15 protein-coding genes and 2 pseudogenes are annotated in these 18,039 nt (G+C 71.6%); 10 read left to right on the forward strand and 7 right to left on the reverse strand.

The genetic code is table 11. The annotated features are described in order from the left end of the window. Positions 1 to 15 precede the first annotated feature (15 nt). The 9 genes and pseudogenes from RPX00_RS29570 to RPX00_RS29610 all read left to right on the forward strand — a co-directional run bounded on the left by RPX00_RS29570 (position 16) and on the right by RPX00_RS29610 (position 7,972). Entirely contained in the window at positions 16 to 495 is a 480-nt protein-coding gene (locus RPX00_RS29570; RefSeq protein ID WP_406630273.1) for an NADH-quinone oxidoreductase subunit B family protein, read from the forward strand. Then, a complete protein-coding gene (locus tag RPX00_RS29575) occupies positions 492 to 2,483 on the forward strand; it encodes a proton-conducting transporter membrane subunit (protein WP_406630275.1) in 1,992 nt (663 codons plus the stop codon). Before RPX00_RS29570 ends, RPX00_RS29575 begins: the two co-directional genes overlap by 4 nt. Further along, the gene (locus RPX00_RS29580; protein WP_406630277.1) at positions 2,480 to 3,442 is read left to right on the forward strand and encodes a respiratory chain complex I subunit 1 family protein; all 963 of its coding nucleotides are present in this window, start codon (positions 2,480 to 2,482) and stop codon (positions 3,440 to 3,442) included. Before RPX00_RS29575 ends, RPX00_RS29580 begins: the two co-directional genes overlap by 4 nt. After that, on the forward strand, positions 3,439 to 4,077 hold the full coding sequence (locus RPX00_RS29585) for a hypothetical protein (protein WP_406630279.1): 639 nt from the start codon (positions 3,439 to 3,441) through the stop codon (positions 4,075 to 4,077). The genes RPX00_RS29580 and RPX00_RS29585 overlap by 4 nt, the downstream gene beginning before the upstream one ends. A gap of 344 nt (positions 4,078 to 4,421) precedes the next feature. Continuing rightward, positions 4,422 to 5,258 (forward strand): annotated as a pseudogene (locus tag RPX00_RS29590) (proton-conducting transporter membrane subunit); the annotation flags it as partial. A 155-nt stretch (positions 5,259 to 5,413) separates the two neighbouring features. Next, positions 5,414 to 5,539, forward strand: a complete 126-nt coding sequence (locus RPX00_RS29595) for a hypothetical protein (protein WP_406630281.1) — start codon at positions 5,414 to 5,416, stop codon at positions 5,537 to 5,539. After that, a complete protein-coding gene (locus tag RPX00_RS29600; protein WP_406630283.1) occupies positions 5,536 to 6,984 on the forward strand; it encodes an NADH-quinone oxidoreductase subunit C in 1,449 nt (482 codons plus the stop codon). The genes RPX00_RS29595 and RPX00_RS29600 overlap by 4 nt, the downstream gene beginning before the upstream one ends. 20 nt (positions 6,985 to 7,004) lie before the next feature. Further along, positions 7,005 to 7,184: a hypothetical protein gene (locus RPX00_RS29605; RefSeq protein ID WP_406630285.1), complete on the forward strand. Its 180-nt coding sequence runs from the start codon at positions 7,005 to 7,007 to the stop codon at positions 7,182 to 7,184. Next, positions 7,181 to 7,972: a hypothetical protein gene (locus RPX00_RS29610; protein WP_406630287.1), complete on the forward strand. Its 792-nt coding sequence runs from the start codon at positions 7,181 to 7,183 to the stop codon at positions 7,970 to 7,972. Before RPX00_RS29605 ends, RPX00_RS29610 begins: the two co-directional genes overlap by 4 nt. Positions 7,973 to 8,146: 174 nt before the next feature. Here RPX00_RS29610 and RPX00_RS29615 read toward each other — a convergent pair. The 4 genes and pseudogenes from RPX00_RS29615 to RPX00_RS29630 all read right to left on the reverse strand — a co-directional run. Next, positions 8,147 to 8,398: pseudogene (locus RPX00_RS29615) on the reverse strand (pentapeptide repeat-containing protein); the annotation flags it as partial. Positions 8,399 to 8,896: 498 nt separating this feature from the next. After that, positions 8,897 to 9,436 (reverse strand): DUF6069 family protein, encoded by a 540-nt coding sequence (locus tag RPX00_RS29620; RefSeq protein ID WP_406630289.1) that lies wholly within the window; start codon positions 9,434 to 9,436, stop codon positions 8,897 to 8,899. A 53-nt stretch (positions 9,437 to 9,489) separates the two neighbouring features. After that, on the reverse strand, positions 9,490 to 10,083 hold the full coding sequence (locus RPX00_RS29625; RefSeq protein ID WP_406630291.1) for an HdeD family acid-resistance protein: 594 nt from the start codon (positions 10,081 to 10,083) through the stop codon (positions 9,490 to 9,492). 86 nt (positions 10,084 to 10,169) lie between these two features. After that, positions 10,170 to 11,306 (reverse strand): cytochrome P450, encoded by a 1,137-nt coding sequence (locus tag RPX00_RS29630; protein ID WP_406630293.1) that lies wholly within the window; start codon positions 11,304 to 11,306, stop codon positions 10,170 to 10,172. Between the two features lie 87 nt (positions 11,307 to 11,393). Between RPX00_RS29630 and RPX00_RS29635 the strand changes: the two genes are divergently transcribed. Further along, positions 11,394 to 12,455, forward strand: a complete 1,062-nt coding sequence (locus RPX00_RS29635; protein ID WP_406630295.1) for a TetR/AcrR family transcriptional regulator — start codon at positions 11,394 to 11,396, stop codon at positions 12,453 to 12,455. 49 nt (positions 12,456 to 12,504) lie between these two features. Here the strand turns inward: RPX00_RS29635 and RPX00_RS29640 are convergent, their stop codons facing one another. From RPX00_RS29640 to RPX00_RS29650, 3 genes are all read right to left on the reverse strand, one after another. Then, positions 12,505 to 15,870: a S8 family serine peptidase gene (locus RPX00_RS29640; RefSeq protein WP_406630297.1), complete on the reverse strand. Its 3,366-nt coding sequence runs from the start codon at positions 15,868 to 15,870 to the stop codon at positions 12,505 to 12,507. A 245-nt stretch (positions 15,871 to 16,115) separates the two neighbouring features. Then, positions 16,116 to 17,330, reverse strand: a complete 1,215-nt coding sequence (locus tag RPX00_RS29645; protein ID WP_406630299.1) for an MFS transporter — start codon at positions 17,328 to 17,330, stop codon at positions 16,116 to 16,118. Continuing rightward, the gene (locus tag RPX00_RS29650) at positions 17,327 to 17,965 is read right to left on the reverse strand and encodes a GntR family transcriptional regulator (RefSeq protein WP_406630301.1); all 639 of its coding nucleotides are present in this window, start codon (positions 17,963 to 17,965) and stop codon (positions 17,327 to 17,329) included. Before RPX00_RS29650 ends, RPX00_RS29645 begins: the two co-directional genes overlap by 4 nt. Between the last annotated feature and the right edge of the window lie 74 nt (positions 17,966 to 18,039).

The following is an 18,039-nucleotide window of genomic DNA, read 5'->3' on the forward strand; positions in this document are numbered from 1 at the left end:
GCGAGGGGGTGCGCGGTGCTGAGGCTGTGGCGGGCGATCCGGAGGACCGGGCGGGCCGCCGAACCCGCTCCGCCGAGGCCGGAGCCGTTGCCGCGGGCGGGTGAACTCGGCGGTTCGGTCCAGTTGCGGCACGTCGACGCGGGATCGTGCAATGGCTGCGAGATCGAGATCGGCGCCGCGTTCGGCGCGGTCTACGACGCCGAGCGGTACGGCGCGCGGCTGGTCGCGTCGCCGCGCCACGCGGACGGGCTGCTGGTCACCGGACCGGTCACGCGCAATATGACCGAGCCGCTGAAACGCACGTACGAGGCCGTGCCGAGGCCGCGGACGGTCGTGGCGATCGGCGACTGCGCGCGGAATTGCGGCGTGTTCGCCGGCGCCTACGGCGTGACCGGCCCGGTGCGCGACGTCGTGCCGGTCGACCTCGAAGTGCCCGGCTGCCCGCCGCGGCCCGAGGCGATCGTCGAGGCGGTGCGAAAGCTGACGGGCCGGTGAACCTCGCGGCGACAGCGCTCGGGACGGCGGTGGCGAGCGGGGCGGCGGCAGCGCTGGTGAGCCTCGTGACTCCCGCCAAGGCCCGGACGCGCGTGTCCGGAATCGGCACGATGCTCACGGGCGCGGCCGGGGTAGCGGCGGGGGCGGCGGCGCTCGCGGGGCAAACCGCGCAGGCCAGTTTTCCGTGGCTGCTGCCGTTGTCCGGGTTTTCGCTCGAACTGGACCGGATGGGCGGCCTGTTCACCGCCGTCACCGGCGCGGTGGCGATCGCGGCGGGCCTGTACGGCATCGGTTACGCGCGATACGGGCGCACGGTGCAGGCGGTGCAGCCGCTGTTCGTGGTCGCGATGCTGCTGGTGCCGGCGGCGGCGTCGGTCGGCACGTTCCTGGTGTGCTGGGAGCTGATGGCGGTCACGTCGCTGGTGCTGCTGCTGGCCGAGCACCGGCTGCGGCCCGCGGTCGCGTCGGCGGGCCGCTGGTACGCGGTGATGACGCATCTCGGGTTCGTGACTGTCCTCATCGGACTGCTCTGGTTCGCCGCGCTCGCGGGCGGCGACAGTTTCGCGGGATTGCGCGCCGCTTCGCCGCCGCCAGCTGCGGCGAGCGCGATCTTCCTGCTCGCACTGGCCGGATTCGGCTCGAAAGCCGGGATCGTGCCGCTGCACGCCTGGCTGCCGCGCGCGCATCCGGAGGCGCCCAGCCACGTGTCCGCGCTGATGTCGGCGGCGATGGTCAATCTCGGCGCGTACGGCGTGCTCCGCGTCGGGTTCGACCTCCTCGGCGGCGGCCCGCGCTGGTGGTGGGTCGTCGTCCTTACGCTGGGCGCGGGCTCTGCCGTGTACGGGATCCTCCAGGCGGCCATGGCCTCGGATCTCAAGCGGCTGCTGGGATATTCGACGACGGAGAACCTCGGGCTGGTCTTCGCCGGGATCGGGGCGGCCGGGCTGCTCGCGTCCTCCGGGGCCAGGGCCGCAGCCGGGCTGGCGCTCGCCGCCGCGCTGCTGCACACCGTGGGCCACGCCGCCTTCAAGACGCTGCTGTTCCTCGCCGCCGGATCCGTCGTCCACGCGACCGGCACCGGCGACCTCGACGCGCTCGGCGGTCTGCGCACCCGGATGCCGTGGACCACCGGCCTGTTCGGGCTCGGCGCGCTGGCCGCCTCGGCACTGCCGCCCGGCACGGCTTTCGTGTCGGAATGGTTGCTGCTGCAGGCTTTGGTGCACGGTCTCCCGGCCGCCGGAATGGTGACCGCGATCGCGATGCCGCTCACGATGGCCGCCGTCGCGCTCACCGCGGGCCTGGCGGTCGCGACGTTCGTCAAGGCGTTCGGCATCGGTTTCCTCGCGAAACCGCGTGGCACCGCCGCGGAACGAGCGCACGAAAGCCCGAAGCCGATGCTCTTCGGCATGGGCCTCGCGGCGGTGGCGTGCGCGGTGCCCGCACTGCTCCCGACGCTGGTCTTGCCCGCGGTAGGCGCGGCGGCGGGCTTCGGCGATCCGGCCGAGCGCGATCTGCTTACCCTGCGGCTGAACGGTGTCTCGGGCACGGTTTCCCCGTTGCTGATCACCGTCGGCCTGCTCGGCGGCGCGCTGCTCGTGGTCGCGGCGGTGCGGATGCTCGCGGCGGGCCGGGCGCGCCGGGAAGCGCGGCTCTGGGACTGCGGCGGCGGTCCCGCGACGGCCAGGGCGGAGTACACCGCGACGTCGTTCGCCGAGCCGCTGCAACGGGTTTTCGACAACGTGGTGCGCCCGGAGACCGATGTGGACGTCGGCCACTACGACGAAGCGCGCTACCTCGTGCGCCAGGTCGCCTACCGTCGCGAGGTGCCGGACCGGATCGAACGGGTGCTGTACCGGCCGGTCCTCGCCGCGGTCGCGACGTGGGGCCGCGCCGGGCGGCGGCTGGCCACCGGCAGCGTGCACCGGTACCTCGGTTACGGCTTCTCCGCGGTGGTCCTCGCGCTGATCCTGCTGGCGGTGACGCGATGACCGGGTTCGCCGTCGCCGGAGCGGTCGTGCAGACCGCGCTCGTGGTCGCCGGAGCGCCGGTGCTGACCGGCCTGATGCGGCAGGTCCGCGCCCGGCTGGAGGGGCGCGCGGGCGCTGGCGTGCGTCAGCCGTGGCGTGACCTCCGGAAGCTGTTGCGGCGCAAGGAATCGGTGACGCCGCGCGGCACCGGCCAGGTCTTCCGGACCGCGCCGGTCCTGCTGATGGCGACGACGCTGCTCGTCGCGTTCGCGGCCCCGTTCGTCACCACCGCGTCGGCGCTGCCGCCGGTGGCCGACCTCTTCGCGGTGGTCGCGCTGCTGGCGCTCGGCACGGTCGCGCTCGCGCTCGCCGCGCTCGACACCGGCACCGCGTTCGGCGGGATGGGCGCGAGCCGGGAGATCACCGTCATCGCGCTGGTCGAGCCGACGCTGCTGGTCGCGATCCTGGCGCTGTCCGCGCGGGCGGGCAGCACCGACCTCGCCGCGATCGTGTCGTCCACAGTGGACGATCCGGCGCGGGTCGGTTCGCCGGTGAGCCTGCTGGCCGCGGTCGCGCTGGCGATCGTGGCGGTCGCGGAGACCGGGCGGCTGCCGGTGGACAACCCGGCCACGCACCTCGAGCTGACGATGGTGCACGAGGCGATGGTGCTGGAGTACGCCGGGCCGGATCTCGCGCTGGTCGAACTGGCGTCCTCGATGCGGCTGACGGTGTTCCTCGGCCTGCTGGCCAACCTGTTCGTGCCGTGGGGGATCGCGACCTCGGCGTCGCTGCCCGCGCTGCTCGTCGGCGTCGCGGCGTTCGCGGTGAAGGTCGGCCTGCTGGGGGTGCTGCTCGCGGCGGCCGAGGTGTTCTTCGCGAAGCTGCGGCTGTTCCGGGTTCCGGAGCTGCTGGCCGGGTCGTTCCTGCTCGCGTTGCTGGCGGTGGCGGCGTCCTTCGTCCTGCCGGGAGGGGTTTCGTGACCCAGTTGCTCTACCTGGTCTGCGGCGTTTTCCTGCTGACCGCGGTGCTGGTGCTGTGGCGGCGCGAGCTTTCGGTGCTGGTGCGGGTGCTCGCGGTGCAGGGCTGCGCGCTGGCGGGCATGGCCGCGGTGCTCGCGGGCTCGGTCGAGGCCGGACTGACCGCGGCGGGGCTGCTGATCCTGCGCGCCGGTGTCCTCCCGTGGCTGGTCCGGCGGATGACCGCGCGCCAGGGCCCGGACCGGCGCGAGACGCGTCCAGTCGTGAACGTGACGGCTTCCCTGCTGTCGGCCGCTTTGCTGGCGCTTGTCGCGTACGCCGTGTCGCGCCCGCTCGTGGAACTCGATCCGTCTCCGGCGTCGGCGGCCGCTCCGGTGGGCCTGACCGTGGTCCTGATCGGGTTCTTCGTGCTGGTGACCCGGCGGCGCGCGGTGTCCCAGCTCGTCGGATTCCTGGTGCTGGACAACGGAATCACCGCGACCGGCCTGCTGCTCGGCGCGGATCCGGGGCTGCTCGTGGAGATCGGGGTGTCGCTGGACGTGCTGCTGGCGGTCCTCGTGCTGCAGATCCTGTCCGGCCGGATGCGGCAGCTGTTCGGCGGCACGGACCTCGGCGAGCTGCGGGAGTTGCGCGACTGATGGCGATCCTGGTCTTGGCGATCCCGGTGGTGACGGCGCTGGGTTTCCTGGTGCCCGCGTGGCGGCGCGGAATGCTGTGGGCGGGCGCGGCGAGCGCGATCGCGAGTCTCGCCGCCGCGATCGCGCTGGCCGCGACGGTGGTGCGAGCCGGTCCGGTCACCGCGCTGGGCGGGCTGCTGCGGGCCGATGCGTTGTCGGCGTTCCTGCTGGTGGTGATCAGCGCGGTCGCGGTTCCGGCGACGCTGGCCACGCCAGGGCATTTCGCGGCCGAACGCGCCGCAGGCCGCGCGACCGCGCGCACGGCGGCGAGGCACGGCCTGCTGGTGCACCTGTTCCTCGCCGCGATGACGCTCGCCGTTCTCGCCGCCAACCTCGGCCTGCTGTGGGTGTCGATCGAAGCGACGACGGTCGTGACCGCGTTCCTCGTCGGCCAAAGCCGCACCCGGACCGCGGTCGAAGCGGCGTGGAAGTACGTGGTGATCTGCTCGGCCGGGCTCGCGCTGGCGCTACTGGGCACGCTGCTGCTCGGGTACGCGTCCGGACACGCCGGGGGCGGCCTCGACCTGGCTGGCCTGGCGGCCGGGGCGGACGGCCTCGACAACGGCGTCACGCGGATCGCGGTCACCCTGCTGGTGCTCGGCTTCGGAGCGAAAGCGGGCCTGGCTCCGCTGCACGCCTGGCTGCCGGATGCGCATTCGCAAGCGCCCGCACCGGTGTCGGCGCTGATGTCCGGGGTGCTGCTCGCCGTCGCGTTCTACGCCGTGCTCCGGGTGAAGGTGGTCGCCGACGCCGCGCTCGGCCCCGGGTTCGCCCGCGGCCTGCTGCTCGTGATGGCGCTCGCGTCGCTGCTGGTGGCCGCGACTTTGCTGCTCGCCCAACGCGACTACAAGCGGATGCTGGCCTATTCCAGCATCGAGCACCTCGGGCTGGTGTCGTTCGGCGCGGCGGTCGGCGGTCCGGTCGCGACGGCGGCGGTGCTGGTGCACGTGCTCGGCCACGGCCTGGTCAAGGCGGTGCTGTTCCTGGGCGCGGGCCGGGTCGCGCAGGGGACCGGCACGAGCCGGATCGACCGGGTGCGCGGGCTGGCCGTGCGCGGCCCGGTGCTCGCCGGGTGTCTCGGCGCCGGGGTGCTGGCGCTGGCCGGAATGCCGCCGTTCAGCCTGTTCGCCAGCGAGCTAGGGCTCGCTCGCGCCGGTTTCGCCGGCGGCCTCGGCTGGGCGACGGCGATCGTCCTGGTCCTGGTGCTGGTCGTCGCGGCGGCACTGGCCGGGCACACGACGCGGATGCTGCTGGGCGAACCGCCCGGCGGCCCGGCGCCGCGCGCGCTCCGGTGGCGATGCCGTGGGCGACGCGCGCCGCGTTGGCGGTTCCGCTGGTTGCGGCCGCGGTGCTCGGGTTCTGGACCGGTCCGCTGGCGTCGTTGCTGGACGCGGCCGTGCGGACTGGGGGAGGAGGCTCGTGAACGTCCGGGATGTGACGCCCGCCGAACTGCCCGCAGCGGCGGAATCGTTGCTGGCAGAGGGTTTCCGCGTCGCGCTCGTCTCCGGCCACGACGACGGCGACCAGCTGCGCGCGGTGTATCTGTTCCTGGCCGAGGGCAACCGCCGGGCCGAGCTGCAGGTGCGGCTCCCGGCAGCCGACCCGAGGCTGCCGAGCCTGGCCCGGTTGTCGTTCCCGGCGGGCCGGTTCGAGCGCGAAATGCGGGACCTGTTCGGCATCGTCCCGGAGGACCATCCGCTGCCGCGCCGGCTGGTCCGGCATTTCCACTGGCCGCGCGGCTGGTACCCGATGCGGGCCGGGGCCGGTGCGCCGCCGGAGTTCGGCGAGGTCGCCGGGCCGTATCCGTTCCGCGCGGTGGAGGGGCCCGGGGTGTCGGAGATCCCGGTCGGCCCGGTGCACGCCGGGATGATCGAGCCGGGGCACTTCCGGTTCTCCGTGGCGGGCGAGACGATCCTGAACCTCAAGGCCCGGCTGTGGTTCGTCCACAAAGGACTGGAAGCCCTGTTCGCCGGCCGGGCGCCCGACGCCGGGATCGAGCTGGCCGAACGGATCAGCGGAGACACCGCGGTCGGCCACGCGCTGGCCTACTGCCTCGCCGTGGAGGACGCCCTAGGCCTGGAAGTGTCCGCGGACGCCGCGCGGGTCCGGGCGGTCCTGCTTGAGCTGGAACGGATCCACAACCACGTCGCCGATCTCGGTGCGCTGTGCAACGACGTCGGGCACTCGGTGCTGAACTCGCACGCACAGGTAGTGCGAGAAAAACTGTTGCGGCACAACGAAGAAGTCGCCGGACACCGGCTCCTGCGCGGCGGCGTGCGGCTCGGCGGAGCCCGGCTTGCCCGGCTGCCGGACCCGGCGAAAGTGCGGGCATTGGCCGCCGAAGCCGGGGAGATCGCCGCGCTGGCAGTGGAGCATTCCGTAGTCCGGGACCGATTCGCGGGCACGGCAGTGCTTTCGCCACAGCAAGCGGCGGACCTCGGCACCCTCGGCTACGTCGCGCGAGCCAGCGGCCTCCGCCGGGACGCGCGGTACGAGCACCCGTTCCTCGACCTGGGCGAACCAGTTGAGCACACGCGCACCGACGGCGACGTCCTGTCCCGTTTCCTGGTGCGGGCGGAGGAAATCAGCCATTCGGCGGCACTCGTGGAGCGGCTGACCGGTTCGCTGGGCAGCCAGTCGGCGCTCGCTGGTTCCGCCGGTTCCGGGGTCGGAGTGGCCGAGGGCTGGCGCGGCACGATCGTGCACCGCGTCGAACTCTCCGGCGGAGTGCTGACCCGCGTCAAAGCCGTCGACCCGAGCTTCTTCAACTGGCCCGCGCTGCCGGTGGCGCTCGTGGACACGATCGTCCCGGATTTCCCGCTCGCCAACAAGAGTTTCAACCTCTCCTACGCGGGCAACGATCTGTGAACCCATCGACCGGAGGCAGTATGCCGAGTGAATTCGTGCGGGAATTGAAGCGGGGCGTCGCGGCGGCGCGCCAGGCGCTGGAATCCGCGGGCGAGGACGAAGCCGACGCGCACCGCGCGCGGCTGGCGGAGTTGCGGGAAATCGCGCGGCACAACGGAGTCGACCTCGACGTCCCGGACGCAGGCGAGGCCGGCAGGTGAACGAGGTGCGAACCGGGCTGGCGGTGGTCGGGGACAGCGCACCAGACGAGCCGGAACCGTCATTGGCGCTGCTGCGCTCCGACGCGCAAGCGATCCGCGAACACACCGGCGTACCGGCATCGGCTTTCGCGGTGCGCTCGCGGAACGCGGGCGAACTGTCCGCCGCGCTGCGCTCCCTGCCCGCCGAGGTCGAAGCGGTCTACCTGACTGGGACGGAACCCGCGAAAGCCCGTGCGGCACAACGAGACATCGCCTCCGGCGGCGGGGTGCCAGTGATCACCGAGGAGGAAACCTCGGGCATCGTGCTGACCGCCGCCGTGCTGACCAGGACCCGCCGGCTGCAAGTCGCGCCGTTCGCGGCGAAGGTCGTGGTGGCGGGCTCGGACACGATGCCGCTGCTGGTGCCGTTGCTGGTCGCGTCGGGGATAGGGGAGGTCGTAGCCTGGCGCCGCGACGACGCGGCCGGCTACCCGCTGTCCGAAGTCGCCCGGAACGCGACCGTGGTAGTAGACGCGTCCGGCGACCTCGGCGGGACGGTGCTGGTAGCGCCGGACCGAAGCGCGGGCCTGCTCCCACTGCCCGGCCTGTTCGCGGCATTGCGCCGGGGGTTGGTCGCACGGCCGGTGAACGACCCGCTGTACCAACTGGACGTGCACCGGGCGTGCGCGCACGCGTTGACGACGCTGACACCGGTGGATCGACTGCTGCCGGAACTGTCGGATCCGGATTTGGCGGTGCGGGTGCTGGACGCGATCGAGGAGGCGCTGCGGCCTCCTCGACGGTGCTAGACCTCGTCGTCGAGGCTCAGCCGATCGGATTGGAGCTGCGGGGGCCGCGCCGTTGAGGGTGGTGCCGTCGAACCCGACGTCCCCGTCGAAGTACGCGCTCTGCGTCGCAGCCTCGTCGTCGAACACCACAGCGGTCATGAAACCGGCACCGTCGAACCTCGCGCTGTGTTCGAATTCGGTGCCGCTGAACCGGGCGACGCCGCGCAGGAGTGCTTGATCGAAACGTGCGGCTTGCTGGAATTTGGCGTGCCGGAACATGATGGTCCCGACGAATTCCGTGTCCTCGAAGCGAGTCGTGCCGGTGAAGGTGACCTCGTGAAACCAAGCGTCGCCGATGAACCGCGCCCCGGTGAAGCGGGCGTTGTGGAGCGCGGCACCGTTCAAGACGAAGTCGAACAGCACGGCCCCCGACAGGTCGAGTTCCACGTCGCTCCAGAACAGGTCCCGCTTGGCGTCGGGGATCAGGTGCTGGGCCAGCAGCCGTTGCGCGGTGAGCCGGACTTCGCGTTCCGTCGGGCAGGTCGTACGGCATCCGAAGGTAGGCGCTCAGCACGTTGGCGATGGTCGGTCGCAGCCGCGGGTTCTCCTGGGCGAGGCGGTCCAGCGCGTACAGGCCAGCCAGCCGCACCGGAGCCTGTCCGGCCCCGAGTTGCTCGACGGCCTTGAGGTAAAGCTCGTTGATCCGCCGTTCGGTCGCGTCGTGCCGGGCGTCGGCGTTCGCCTGTTCGCGCAACCGCAGTTCCGCACGTTTCGTCGCGAGGTCGCGTTCGGCGGTTTGCTGGCACCCACCGTCCGGATGCCGTCCAGCCGGATGCGGTCGCCTTCGGTGCGGGAATCGTCCGGGGAGGAGCCAGCCATTCCTCCATGATCAGCCTTCGGCCGGCGGAAGAAAGCCGCAATCGGGGTGGACTCGACCGGAACTGCTCAGCGGTCGTAATACGTAGTCGGCCCCTCCGGCCACTGCCGGGTAGGCGGCGGAGGCTCCGCCCGGCTGCTGCGCTTCCGCCGATGCAACGTCCGCGCGCTCGCCGCCATGCTGCTCACCAGCGAAGCGATCACCAGCCCGATCACCAGGTTGATCGCCGCCGTCGCGATTTTCGCTTCCATGCCGACGGTCAGGGTGAGCGGAAGGACCACCGCGATGGCCGTCACCAGCACCATGATCCAGCCGAAGAACTGGCCCGGCGCGGGGGTCGCCACGCTCAGCAGGTGCATCAGACCCGTCGCGAGCAGGGCGACGGCCGCCGCGGAGATCGCGTAGGTCGGCGTGCTCGCCTTGCCCCACAGGCCGTCGCCCTTGGGAGCCAGCACCGGCACGTCGAAGATGCCGCGTGCGATCAGCAGGCCGACCACCGCCACGAGCGCCGCGACCACCGCGGTCGCCACACCGCCCGCCCACAGCCGCGCCGCGTCGATTCCTGGCCGGGTGTCCTCCCCGTAATCGCCGGGGTACTGCTGCGCCATCGGCGGTTCCTCCGTCGCACAAGTCGCGGAAAACGGTCGTCCCGATTGTCGCGCTACTCAGGCTGTTCCGCCGGGTCGGCGGATTTCGCCAGCGTGCGCAGCCGGAACGACAGGACCACCAGGGTTACCCCGTAAATCACCGCGTAAATCCCGATCAGCAGCGCGACGCCGAACGCGCCCGCGATCGGGTGGAACAGCACGAGCACCCCGGCGATCACCGAAAGCGCGCCCGCCACGATCAAAAACGCCTCGCCGGTGATCTGTTTCCGCAGCCGGATCGCGGCGACGATTTCCATGATCCCGGTGACCACCGCCCACGCCCCGACGAGCGTCGCCAGCACCAGCACGGTCACCCCGGGCCACACCAGCGTCAGCACCCCGGCGACCAGGCCGAGCACGCCGAGCAGCGCGTACGCGATCCGATGCCCGCCGTCGCCCGGCCGGAATGCCTGCATGAGCGCGCCGACCGCGTCGATCAGCACGTAGATCCCGAACAGGAAAGCCAGCGCCAGCACGGTGATCCCGGGCCACACCAGCGCCAGCACGCCGAACAGGACGCCCAGGATCCCGCGCGTGAGCACGAGCGGCCACGCGCGCCGCGGGTCGAGCACCGCGAAGCCGAGGACGGGCGGAGTGGGCGTGGTCATGGGTGCCTCCCGGGGTGTCGAGCCGACCTGGCGAAACGGTAGCCGGACCTGGGCGGCGCCGCCGGGACCTCACCCGATCGAGGGCGCTACCAGGCGACCGTCAGCCCGGCGAGGCGCCAGGTCCCGGGGTCGGGTACCCGCTTCGCCTCCAGGACACGCAATCCGGGGAACCGCTCCAGCACCGCGGTCAGCGCCACCTCCGCCTGGACCCTCGCGAACGACGCGCCCAGGCAGAAATGCGGCCCGTGCGCGAAACCGAGATGCGCGCCCGCCGAGCGGCGCACGTCGAACCGGTCCGGATCGGCGAAGACGCGCGGATCCCGGTTCGCCGCCGCGATCGACGCGGTCACCGGCTCGCCCGCGCTGATCCGCACGCCGTGCAGATCGAGGTCCTCAGTCGCCCGCCGCGGAATCGTCAGCAGCTGCGAACCGCACCAGCGCATCAATTCCTCGACCGCTCCCGGCCACAATTCCGGTTCCGCGCGCAGCACCGCGAGCTGATCCGGATGCGAGAGCAGCGTTTCCACGGAATTGGCGATGAAGTTGGCCGGCGTCTGCCCGGCCAATACGAGCTGCCAGACCAGCGCGACGGATTCCGTTTCGGTCAGGCCCGCATTCGTCAGATGCGCCAGCATCGCACTGTCCGGATGCGCGACCAAGGTCCGCGAACTGTCGATGATCCCGGGCACGGCCGTGGCGAATTCGTCGCCGGACACCTGGACGACCGCCGAGCCGTATTCGTGCCAGCGCGGCCGCTGCGCCTCCGGAACGCCGACGAGCGCGCAGATGACCTCCATCGGCAGCGGCCGGGCGAACTCGGCCAGCAGATCGACCGGACCCTCCGCGGGCAGCGCGTCGAGGTACCGGGCGACGATTTTCTCGATCTCCGGCCGGAAGTCCAGCGCCCGCCGGGCCGCGAACGCGGGCGTGGCCAGCCGGCGCAGCCGGGCGTGCTCGGCGCCCTCCATCTCCTGCATGGTCCGCAGATACGGACGGCAGTGCTCGGGCACGTCCGGACGCTGGTAGCTGGCTTCGCTCAAGGCGAAGCGCGGGTCGGTGAGCATCGCGCGCGCCTCGGCGTGCCGCGTCAGCACCCACATCGGCGGGAAGCCCGGACCGGTCAGCTTGGCGACCGGACTCTGTTCGCGGGCGGCGCCGTAGGCGGTGAACGGATCGCTCGTGACGGCCGGATCGGTCAGGTCGAGTTCGGGGACGGGGGACACCAGAGACCTCCAAATGTTCAATTCAGATGATCTCATCATATGAATGGTGGCGGTATCTTGGCAAGGAGCCGACCGGAAGGACGCACGATGGCGCGGCTGACCAGGGCGCAGACGCAGGAGCGCAACCGGGCGAAGGTGCTGGCCGCCGCCCGCGAGGAGTTCACCGACCGCGGGTTCCGCGACGCCAAAATCGACGTGATCGCCGAACGCGCCGAGCTGACCCGCGGCGCGGTCTACTCCAACTTCCCCGGCAAACGCGCGCTCTACTTCGCCGTGCTCGCGGCCGAGGCGGAACGGTTCGCCGCCCAGCCGCCCGCCCCGGACCCCGGCCTGACGCCGGCGGAGGTGCTCGGCGCGTTCGCCCGCGCCTGGGTCGCCCGGCTGCCGCTGGCCACCGATCCGGACGCGCGCCTCGGCGTCGACCTGCTGCCGGAAATCCTCGCCGACGAACTCACCCACCGGCCGTACGCGCAGCTGCTGCGGTTCGACGCGATCGTCCTCGGACTGGCGCTGGAACGGCTTTCGCCGTCGTCCGGACGCCTGGTGCGGGTGGCGGAAGCGGCGCTGACGATGCTGCACGGGGCGAGCCAGCTCGCCGCCGCGGCGCCCGGGTTCGGCGAGCCGTTCAACGTCGTGCGCGCGTGCGAAGCGCTGCCCACGCTGGGTTTGGCCGACACCTGGCCGGAGCCGCCGATCGTGCCGCAAGCCCGCGCGGCCGGGGAAACCTGGTCCCCGCCAGAGGTTTTCGACGCGCTGCGAGCGCGTCCGGCGCGCATCGACGGCGACGGGGTGGTCGCGGTGATCGGCCTGCACCGACTGTCCGCGGTGGAAGAAGCCCTGCGCGCGGCCGAGGACGTCACGCTCGTCGTGGTGACCGGCCAGCCGGCGGAGCTGGTGCCGTTGACCAGCCTGGTGCTGGCGGATCTGCGGGGCTTGCTGAAGAAATCCTGCCCGGAGCAGGCCTGGCCGGGCGTGCGGGTAGTCGTGGACGAAACCGGCGCGGTGGCGGCCGCGGCGGGGGTTTCGGCGGTGAGCGACGCGACCGAGACCGCGATCCGGGTCCACAATGGACGGATCCTGCTGCGTGCCGAGGGCTTCGGCGCCTGCCACGCCGCCGCGACCAGCACTGAGCCCGCGGAAAGTCCGTGAGGGGAACCCTGAAGGAATCAGAGTCCCTGAGGGTTCCCCTCACGGAACGTCAGCCGATGCGGTAGCTGTACGGCAGGGTCGCCAGCACCTCACCGGTTCCGACCTGCGGCAGACCGGTCACGCCGGTCGGCAGCGAAGGCACGGTCACGATGTTCAGGTGCCCGGCCGCCTGGTCGCCGCGCTTGCCGGACGGCGTGATCGTCACCAGGATGGTCGCGGTCTCGCCCGGCTTCACCAGCTGCGGAGTGCCGCCGGTGCCGTTCGGGTCCACCGACTGGCCGTACGGGTCGCCGGTCGACGACGTCACCGAGCGGTCGAAGCCCGCGGTCTGGATCGACGCCGTGTAGCTGGAACGCCCGGCGGGCGCGCCTTCCGGACCGAACGGGCCGATCTCCTGCACGTCGGCGAACCAGACGCCCTTGGTGACATACCCGGTCTTCTCGCCGATCGTCGCGACCGACACCGTGCTCCCGTTCTGCGCGGACTTCAGGTCGCCGAGCACGTCGACGCCCGCCGCCGAACCCTGGATCTCCGCCTGCGCGGGCACGGTCGAGGACGTCGCGACGGTGAAGGTGCTCGTCTCCGGCGGGATCGAGTACACCGGCGCGTTGGCGTTCAGCTCCGGCAGGTCGACCTCGGTCGAACCCTGGATCGGCTGCGGCTGCAGCGTTTGCCGGGCGTTGGTGCGTGCGTCGATGCCGATCGCGATCGGCTCGACCCCGGTGTTGCGCACCGTCACCGGCACGGTCACCGCCTTGCCCGCCGCGAGCGAAGCGGACTGCGGCAGCGCGGGCGCGCTGGCCGAGACCTGGTCGAAGCCGACGGTTCCGGTGAACGGCTGGTCGATTTGCTTGCCCGTCACTGGGTTCTGCACCACCAGCACCAGGTGCCAGCGGCCCGGCAGCGGATTCGCGTCGACGAGCTGCAGGCCGGTGCCCTGCTTCAGCGTCGTGGCCGAATCGAGGTAGGCGTTGCTGTTCACGTCGGCGAGTTCGCCGTTCGGGTCGACCAGGACGCCGTCGAGCAGCGTGCCCGGATCCTGCAGCTTCACCGCGACATCGAGGTCCCGTTTGCCGCGCGGCACGTCGAATTCGTAGGAGAACGTCTGCGCGGGAGACACCGCGCGGGCGTTGCCGCCGGTGATCGTGCCGCTGAAGGTGCCGGGGCCGTTCTTCGTCGGGATCAGCGCGCGCAGCACGGCCGACACGGTGGTCTGGTGGCCGTCGGAGCTGCCGAAGGTGATCGAGTAGTCCGCGTCGCCGCCGCTGGCCGGGGTCTGCAGCGAGACGTGCACCGGCTTCGTCTGGCCCGGCTTGAGCTGCAGGATCTGCGGCGTGACCTGGCCGTACGGGACGGCTCGTTGCGCGGTGGCCGCCAGCTGGACGTCACCGGTGTAGCCGACCGGTCCGGACGCCGAGTACAGCACAGCGGTCCACGTGCCCGCCGCCGGTCGCGTGACGTCCACGTTGGCGTAGTTCGCCGTCGCGGCCCCGCCTTGCGGACGGCTGTTGGCGACGAAAGTGCCGTCCGGCGCGAGCAGCGTCAGCCGCACCACCGGGGTGACCGACTGGCCGTTGACCGTCTTCGGGCTGCCCTGCCACGCCATCCGCGCCAGCAGCCGCTGCGCGCCGTTCGGCACGGAGAAGGTGACCTTCTTGTACGCCCAGTTCGTGCCGTTGAAGTACGGGAAAGTCGGCAGCTTGGTCGAGTCGAACGCGGTGGTCTGCGTCTGCGTGCCCATCGGGACGAACGTCCGCGTGCCGGTGCTGACGGTGAGCGGCTTCGTGCCCGAGTTGGTGACGTTCACCGACGCCTGCTGCGTGCTTCCCGGCGCGCCTTCCAGCGTCAGCTGGTCGGCCGACAGCGTGATGTTCGACGAGACGCCCGCCGGAGCCCCGGTCGAGCCCGGAGCGGTGAGCGCTGCTTCGACCGCCGCGCGCGCGTCGAGAAGGCCAGCACCCTGCTCGTCGGCCGGGAGGTTGAGGTCACGCGCGGTGCTGGTGATGATCTGCTTCACCTGTGCGGGCGTCGGCGACGCACCGCGGTGCGCGTTGCGGTAACTCTGGATCACCAGCGCGGCGACCCCCGCGGTCAGCGGAGCGGATTCACTGGTGCCGCCGAAGGATTCGAGGTCGGTCGGCTGCGGAACGGTGTTGAAGTTGCGGCATTCCGCGTACGCCGGCGAGCAGTCGGCCCAGTTGCCCTCACCGGGTGCGACGAGGTCGATGGTGCGGCCGTTCTGCGTGATGCCGGACGAGGACAGCGCGGAGATGTTGTCGCTCACCCATTTCCCGTTGGAGAACGGGAAAGCCGCGTAGCCGGTCTGCGCGTACAGCCGGTTGTCGGTCGTCGCGCCGGTCGAGATCACCAGCGGGTCGGTGGCCGGGCTGCCGATCGTGGACGTGGTGCCCGCGTCGCCGCTGGAGGCGGTCACCGTGACGCCCGCGGCCACGGCCTGGTCGTTGAAGACCTGGAACAGGTTGCGGGAGCTGGAATCCGGGTACTGGTTGAGGCCGAGCGATTCGTTGATCACGTCGACGTGGGCGACGGTCACCGCGTAGTCGATCGCCTGCAGCACCGCGGAGTTCGTGGCGGTCTTGCCGAACACGTTGAGGCCGACCAGGCTCGCGCCCGGCGCGACGCCCTTCACGACGATGTTGCAGCCCGCCGGGAGCGGATGCTTCTCGTTCACGAACTTCGACAGGTCGTGCACCACGACGCCCTGCGCGGCGATCGACGAAGCGTCCCCGAACGCCTCGGCACCGGAGTCGGTCGTGTTCGGCCCGTCGCCGGAGAAGTCCTGGTAGTCCGAGAAAACGTGGCTGCCGTCGGGCCGGATGAAGTCGGCGTAGTTCGGGTCCATGTTGTCGGCGAGGAACGCGACCTTCACCCCGGCTCCGTTGGCCAGGTCGGACGCGCTCTTTCCGCCGTTGGTGCTGTACGCGCGGATCGACGTCAGCGCTTCGGGCTCCAGCAACGGTTTCGCCGGATCGCTCGGGCAGGTCGCGTTCGGCGTGGCCTGCGCGGCCGGTCCGCCTGCCTTCGGCGCGGCGGCCGGGGCGCTCGGTTTGGCGTCCGGCAGCGTGACTTTGCTGTCCGGCAGCACCTGCGCGACAGCCGGGTCGTGCGCGAGCTGTGCGGCCTGCTCGGGCGTGACGGTGGCGGAGAACGCGTTGCCCAGCGCGAAGTGCTTGACCTTGGCCGGTGCCGCGCCGGTGAGCTTGGCGAGCACCGAATCCTGTTCTTGGGCGGCTTTGGCGCGGCGGGTGTCCGAGGCTGCCTTGGTGGGCGGCGCGCCGGGCAGCTGGTCCGCGAGGACGACGATCACCGATTGCGGCGCGCTGCCGGCTGTCGCCGCGGCAGCCTGCGCGGGCTGGGTGACCCCGGCCAGCACCAGGCTGCCGGTCGCAGCCATGACGAGGGCACGAACGGATCGCGAGGAACGCCCCATGTGCAGTTCCCACTTCCTGCTAGAAGGGTTCGTGAGTTACCGGCCCCGACGAAATCGGGCGCGATCGTGCCGCGTGCGATTTCCCGATGCCGAGAACTCTTTCCGAATCCTCCGCGATCCACAAGAGACAATAGTGGGAAACAAATCCGGCAAACGGGACCGAATTGCCGCGCGGGGCGCGCCTTCGGTCCCGTTTGCCGGAATCCGGGTCAGTCCTGCGGCAGGTGCCGGCGCGAGTGCCGGGTCACCACAAGGGTTCCCGCGACGGCGACCAGCGCGACGCAGGCGAGCAGCACCGGGTAGCCCGCTACTCCGTTCAGCGCCGCCAAAAGTGACGGCAAGAGGAATCCGACATAGGCCAGCGCGTAGTACACGCCGGTCAGTTCCGCGATTTCCTCCGGCCGGGCGAGGCGCTGCAATTCCAGCAATCCGGACACTACGACGATGCCGTAAGCGGCGCCGAGCACCACCGCCGCGCCGAGCGCGATCCACGGCGATTCCTTCGCCGCCGCGAAGACGCTCAGGACAAGTCCGGCGCACAGCACCGTCATCCCGGTGAGCACGGCCCGCGCGCTGGTGGCGCGGTCGACCCGCTTGGCGATCGGCTGAATCCCGACGCCCGCGCCGATCGCGCAGACAGTGAGCAGGGTCGAGTAGGCCAGCGACCACGACCCGGTCCGCGGCTCGACGAGCTGCGGCAGGATCGCGTACGCCACGCCGCACGAGCCGAAGATCCACGGCGCGGCGGGCAGGATCACGCGGCGGAACCGCGGATGCCGGGCAGTGGCGGGCAACGCGGCGCGGACCGAGTCCGTCCGGACGGCAAGGGTTTCCGGACTGCGCGTGATCGCGGCCAGCGCGGCCAGCGCGAGTCCGATGTGGACCAGGTAGGGCAGCACCATCGGCCACGGCCCCCACTGCGCGAGCACCCCGGCGACCCCGGGGCCGATGCCGAGCCCCAGCGTCAGGCACAGCGCGGCGCGGCGGGTGCCGAGGTCGGCGGCGCTGTACGGGTCGGCGTCGGCGAGTTCCTTGATCCAGGTGGAACCGACGGCCATCGCGACCGCGACCGCGATGCCGGAGAGGAACCGGCCGGCGGCGATCCACGCCACGCCGAGCGGGCCGAGCGCCAGCAGCGTGCTCGCCAGCAGGGAAAGCGCGGTGCCGGCGAACATCACCGGGCGGCGACCGTACCGATTGGACAGTCCGCCGGACAGCAGCAGGCCCGGCACGAGGCCGACGACGTACGCGCCGAGCAGGGCGTCGACGGTGAACGCGGAGTAGCCCGCGGCGTGGTACATCACGAGCAGCGGGGTGAACTGATTGCCGCCCCAGCCGGCCGCGAACACCGCGGCGGCGGCCGGGAACCAGGCGGGCCGGGTAGTGGTTTCGGGCAGGGGAGCGCGGTCAGCGGTAGTGGTCATCGACGGTGCACCGAATCCAGGTGAGCGCGCAGCGCCGGGGCAAAGGTGTCGGCCTTCGTCTCGGCCTGCGCGATGATGGTGAGCAGTTCTTCGTGTTCGCCGACGACCTGCGGCAGGCGAGCCGGGATCGGCGCGAGCGCGTGGACGTTCATCCGCCGCTGCCGGTCGGCGAGCGTCGAGTAGAAGCTGAGCAGCAACGCGTTGCCGCCAGCCTCGACGATCGTGCGGTGGAACAGCTGGTCGGCCTCGGCGAACGCGGGTACGTCGCCCGCCTCCGCGTGCCTGCGCTGGGTGTCCAGCACTGCGCGCAGCTTCTCGAGCGCGTCCGGAATCAGCTCCGGACGACGGCCCAGCCGATGCACCGCGGCGCTCTCGACGGCCTCGCGGGCTTCGAGTACGTCCTCGGCTTCGCCGGGAGTGATCGGCACGACGATCGCGCCGCGCTTCGGGATCAGGTTGAGCAGCCCTTCGACCTGCAGCCGCAGGAAAGCTTCCCGCACCGGAGTCCGGCTGACCCCGAGGCGCTCGGCTATCTCGCCCTCGCTGAACAGGTGCCCGCCGGGCAGTTCGCCGGTGAGGATCAGCTCCTTGGTGAGCTGGTAGGCGCGGTCGGCGGCGGGTTTCGCGACGTTCACAGCTGCGACGCTAACATGCATGCCACCTTGTATCTAAGGCGTTGTGACCTGCGGCTCAACAGTTCTGTCGGTGC

The sequence above is a fragment of the Amycolatopsis sp. WGS_07 genome (assembly GCF_045278895.1).
Taxonomy (GTDB): domain Bacteria; phylum Actinomycetota; class Actinomycetes; order Mycobacteriales; family Pseudonocardiaceae; genus Amycolatopsis.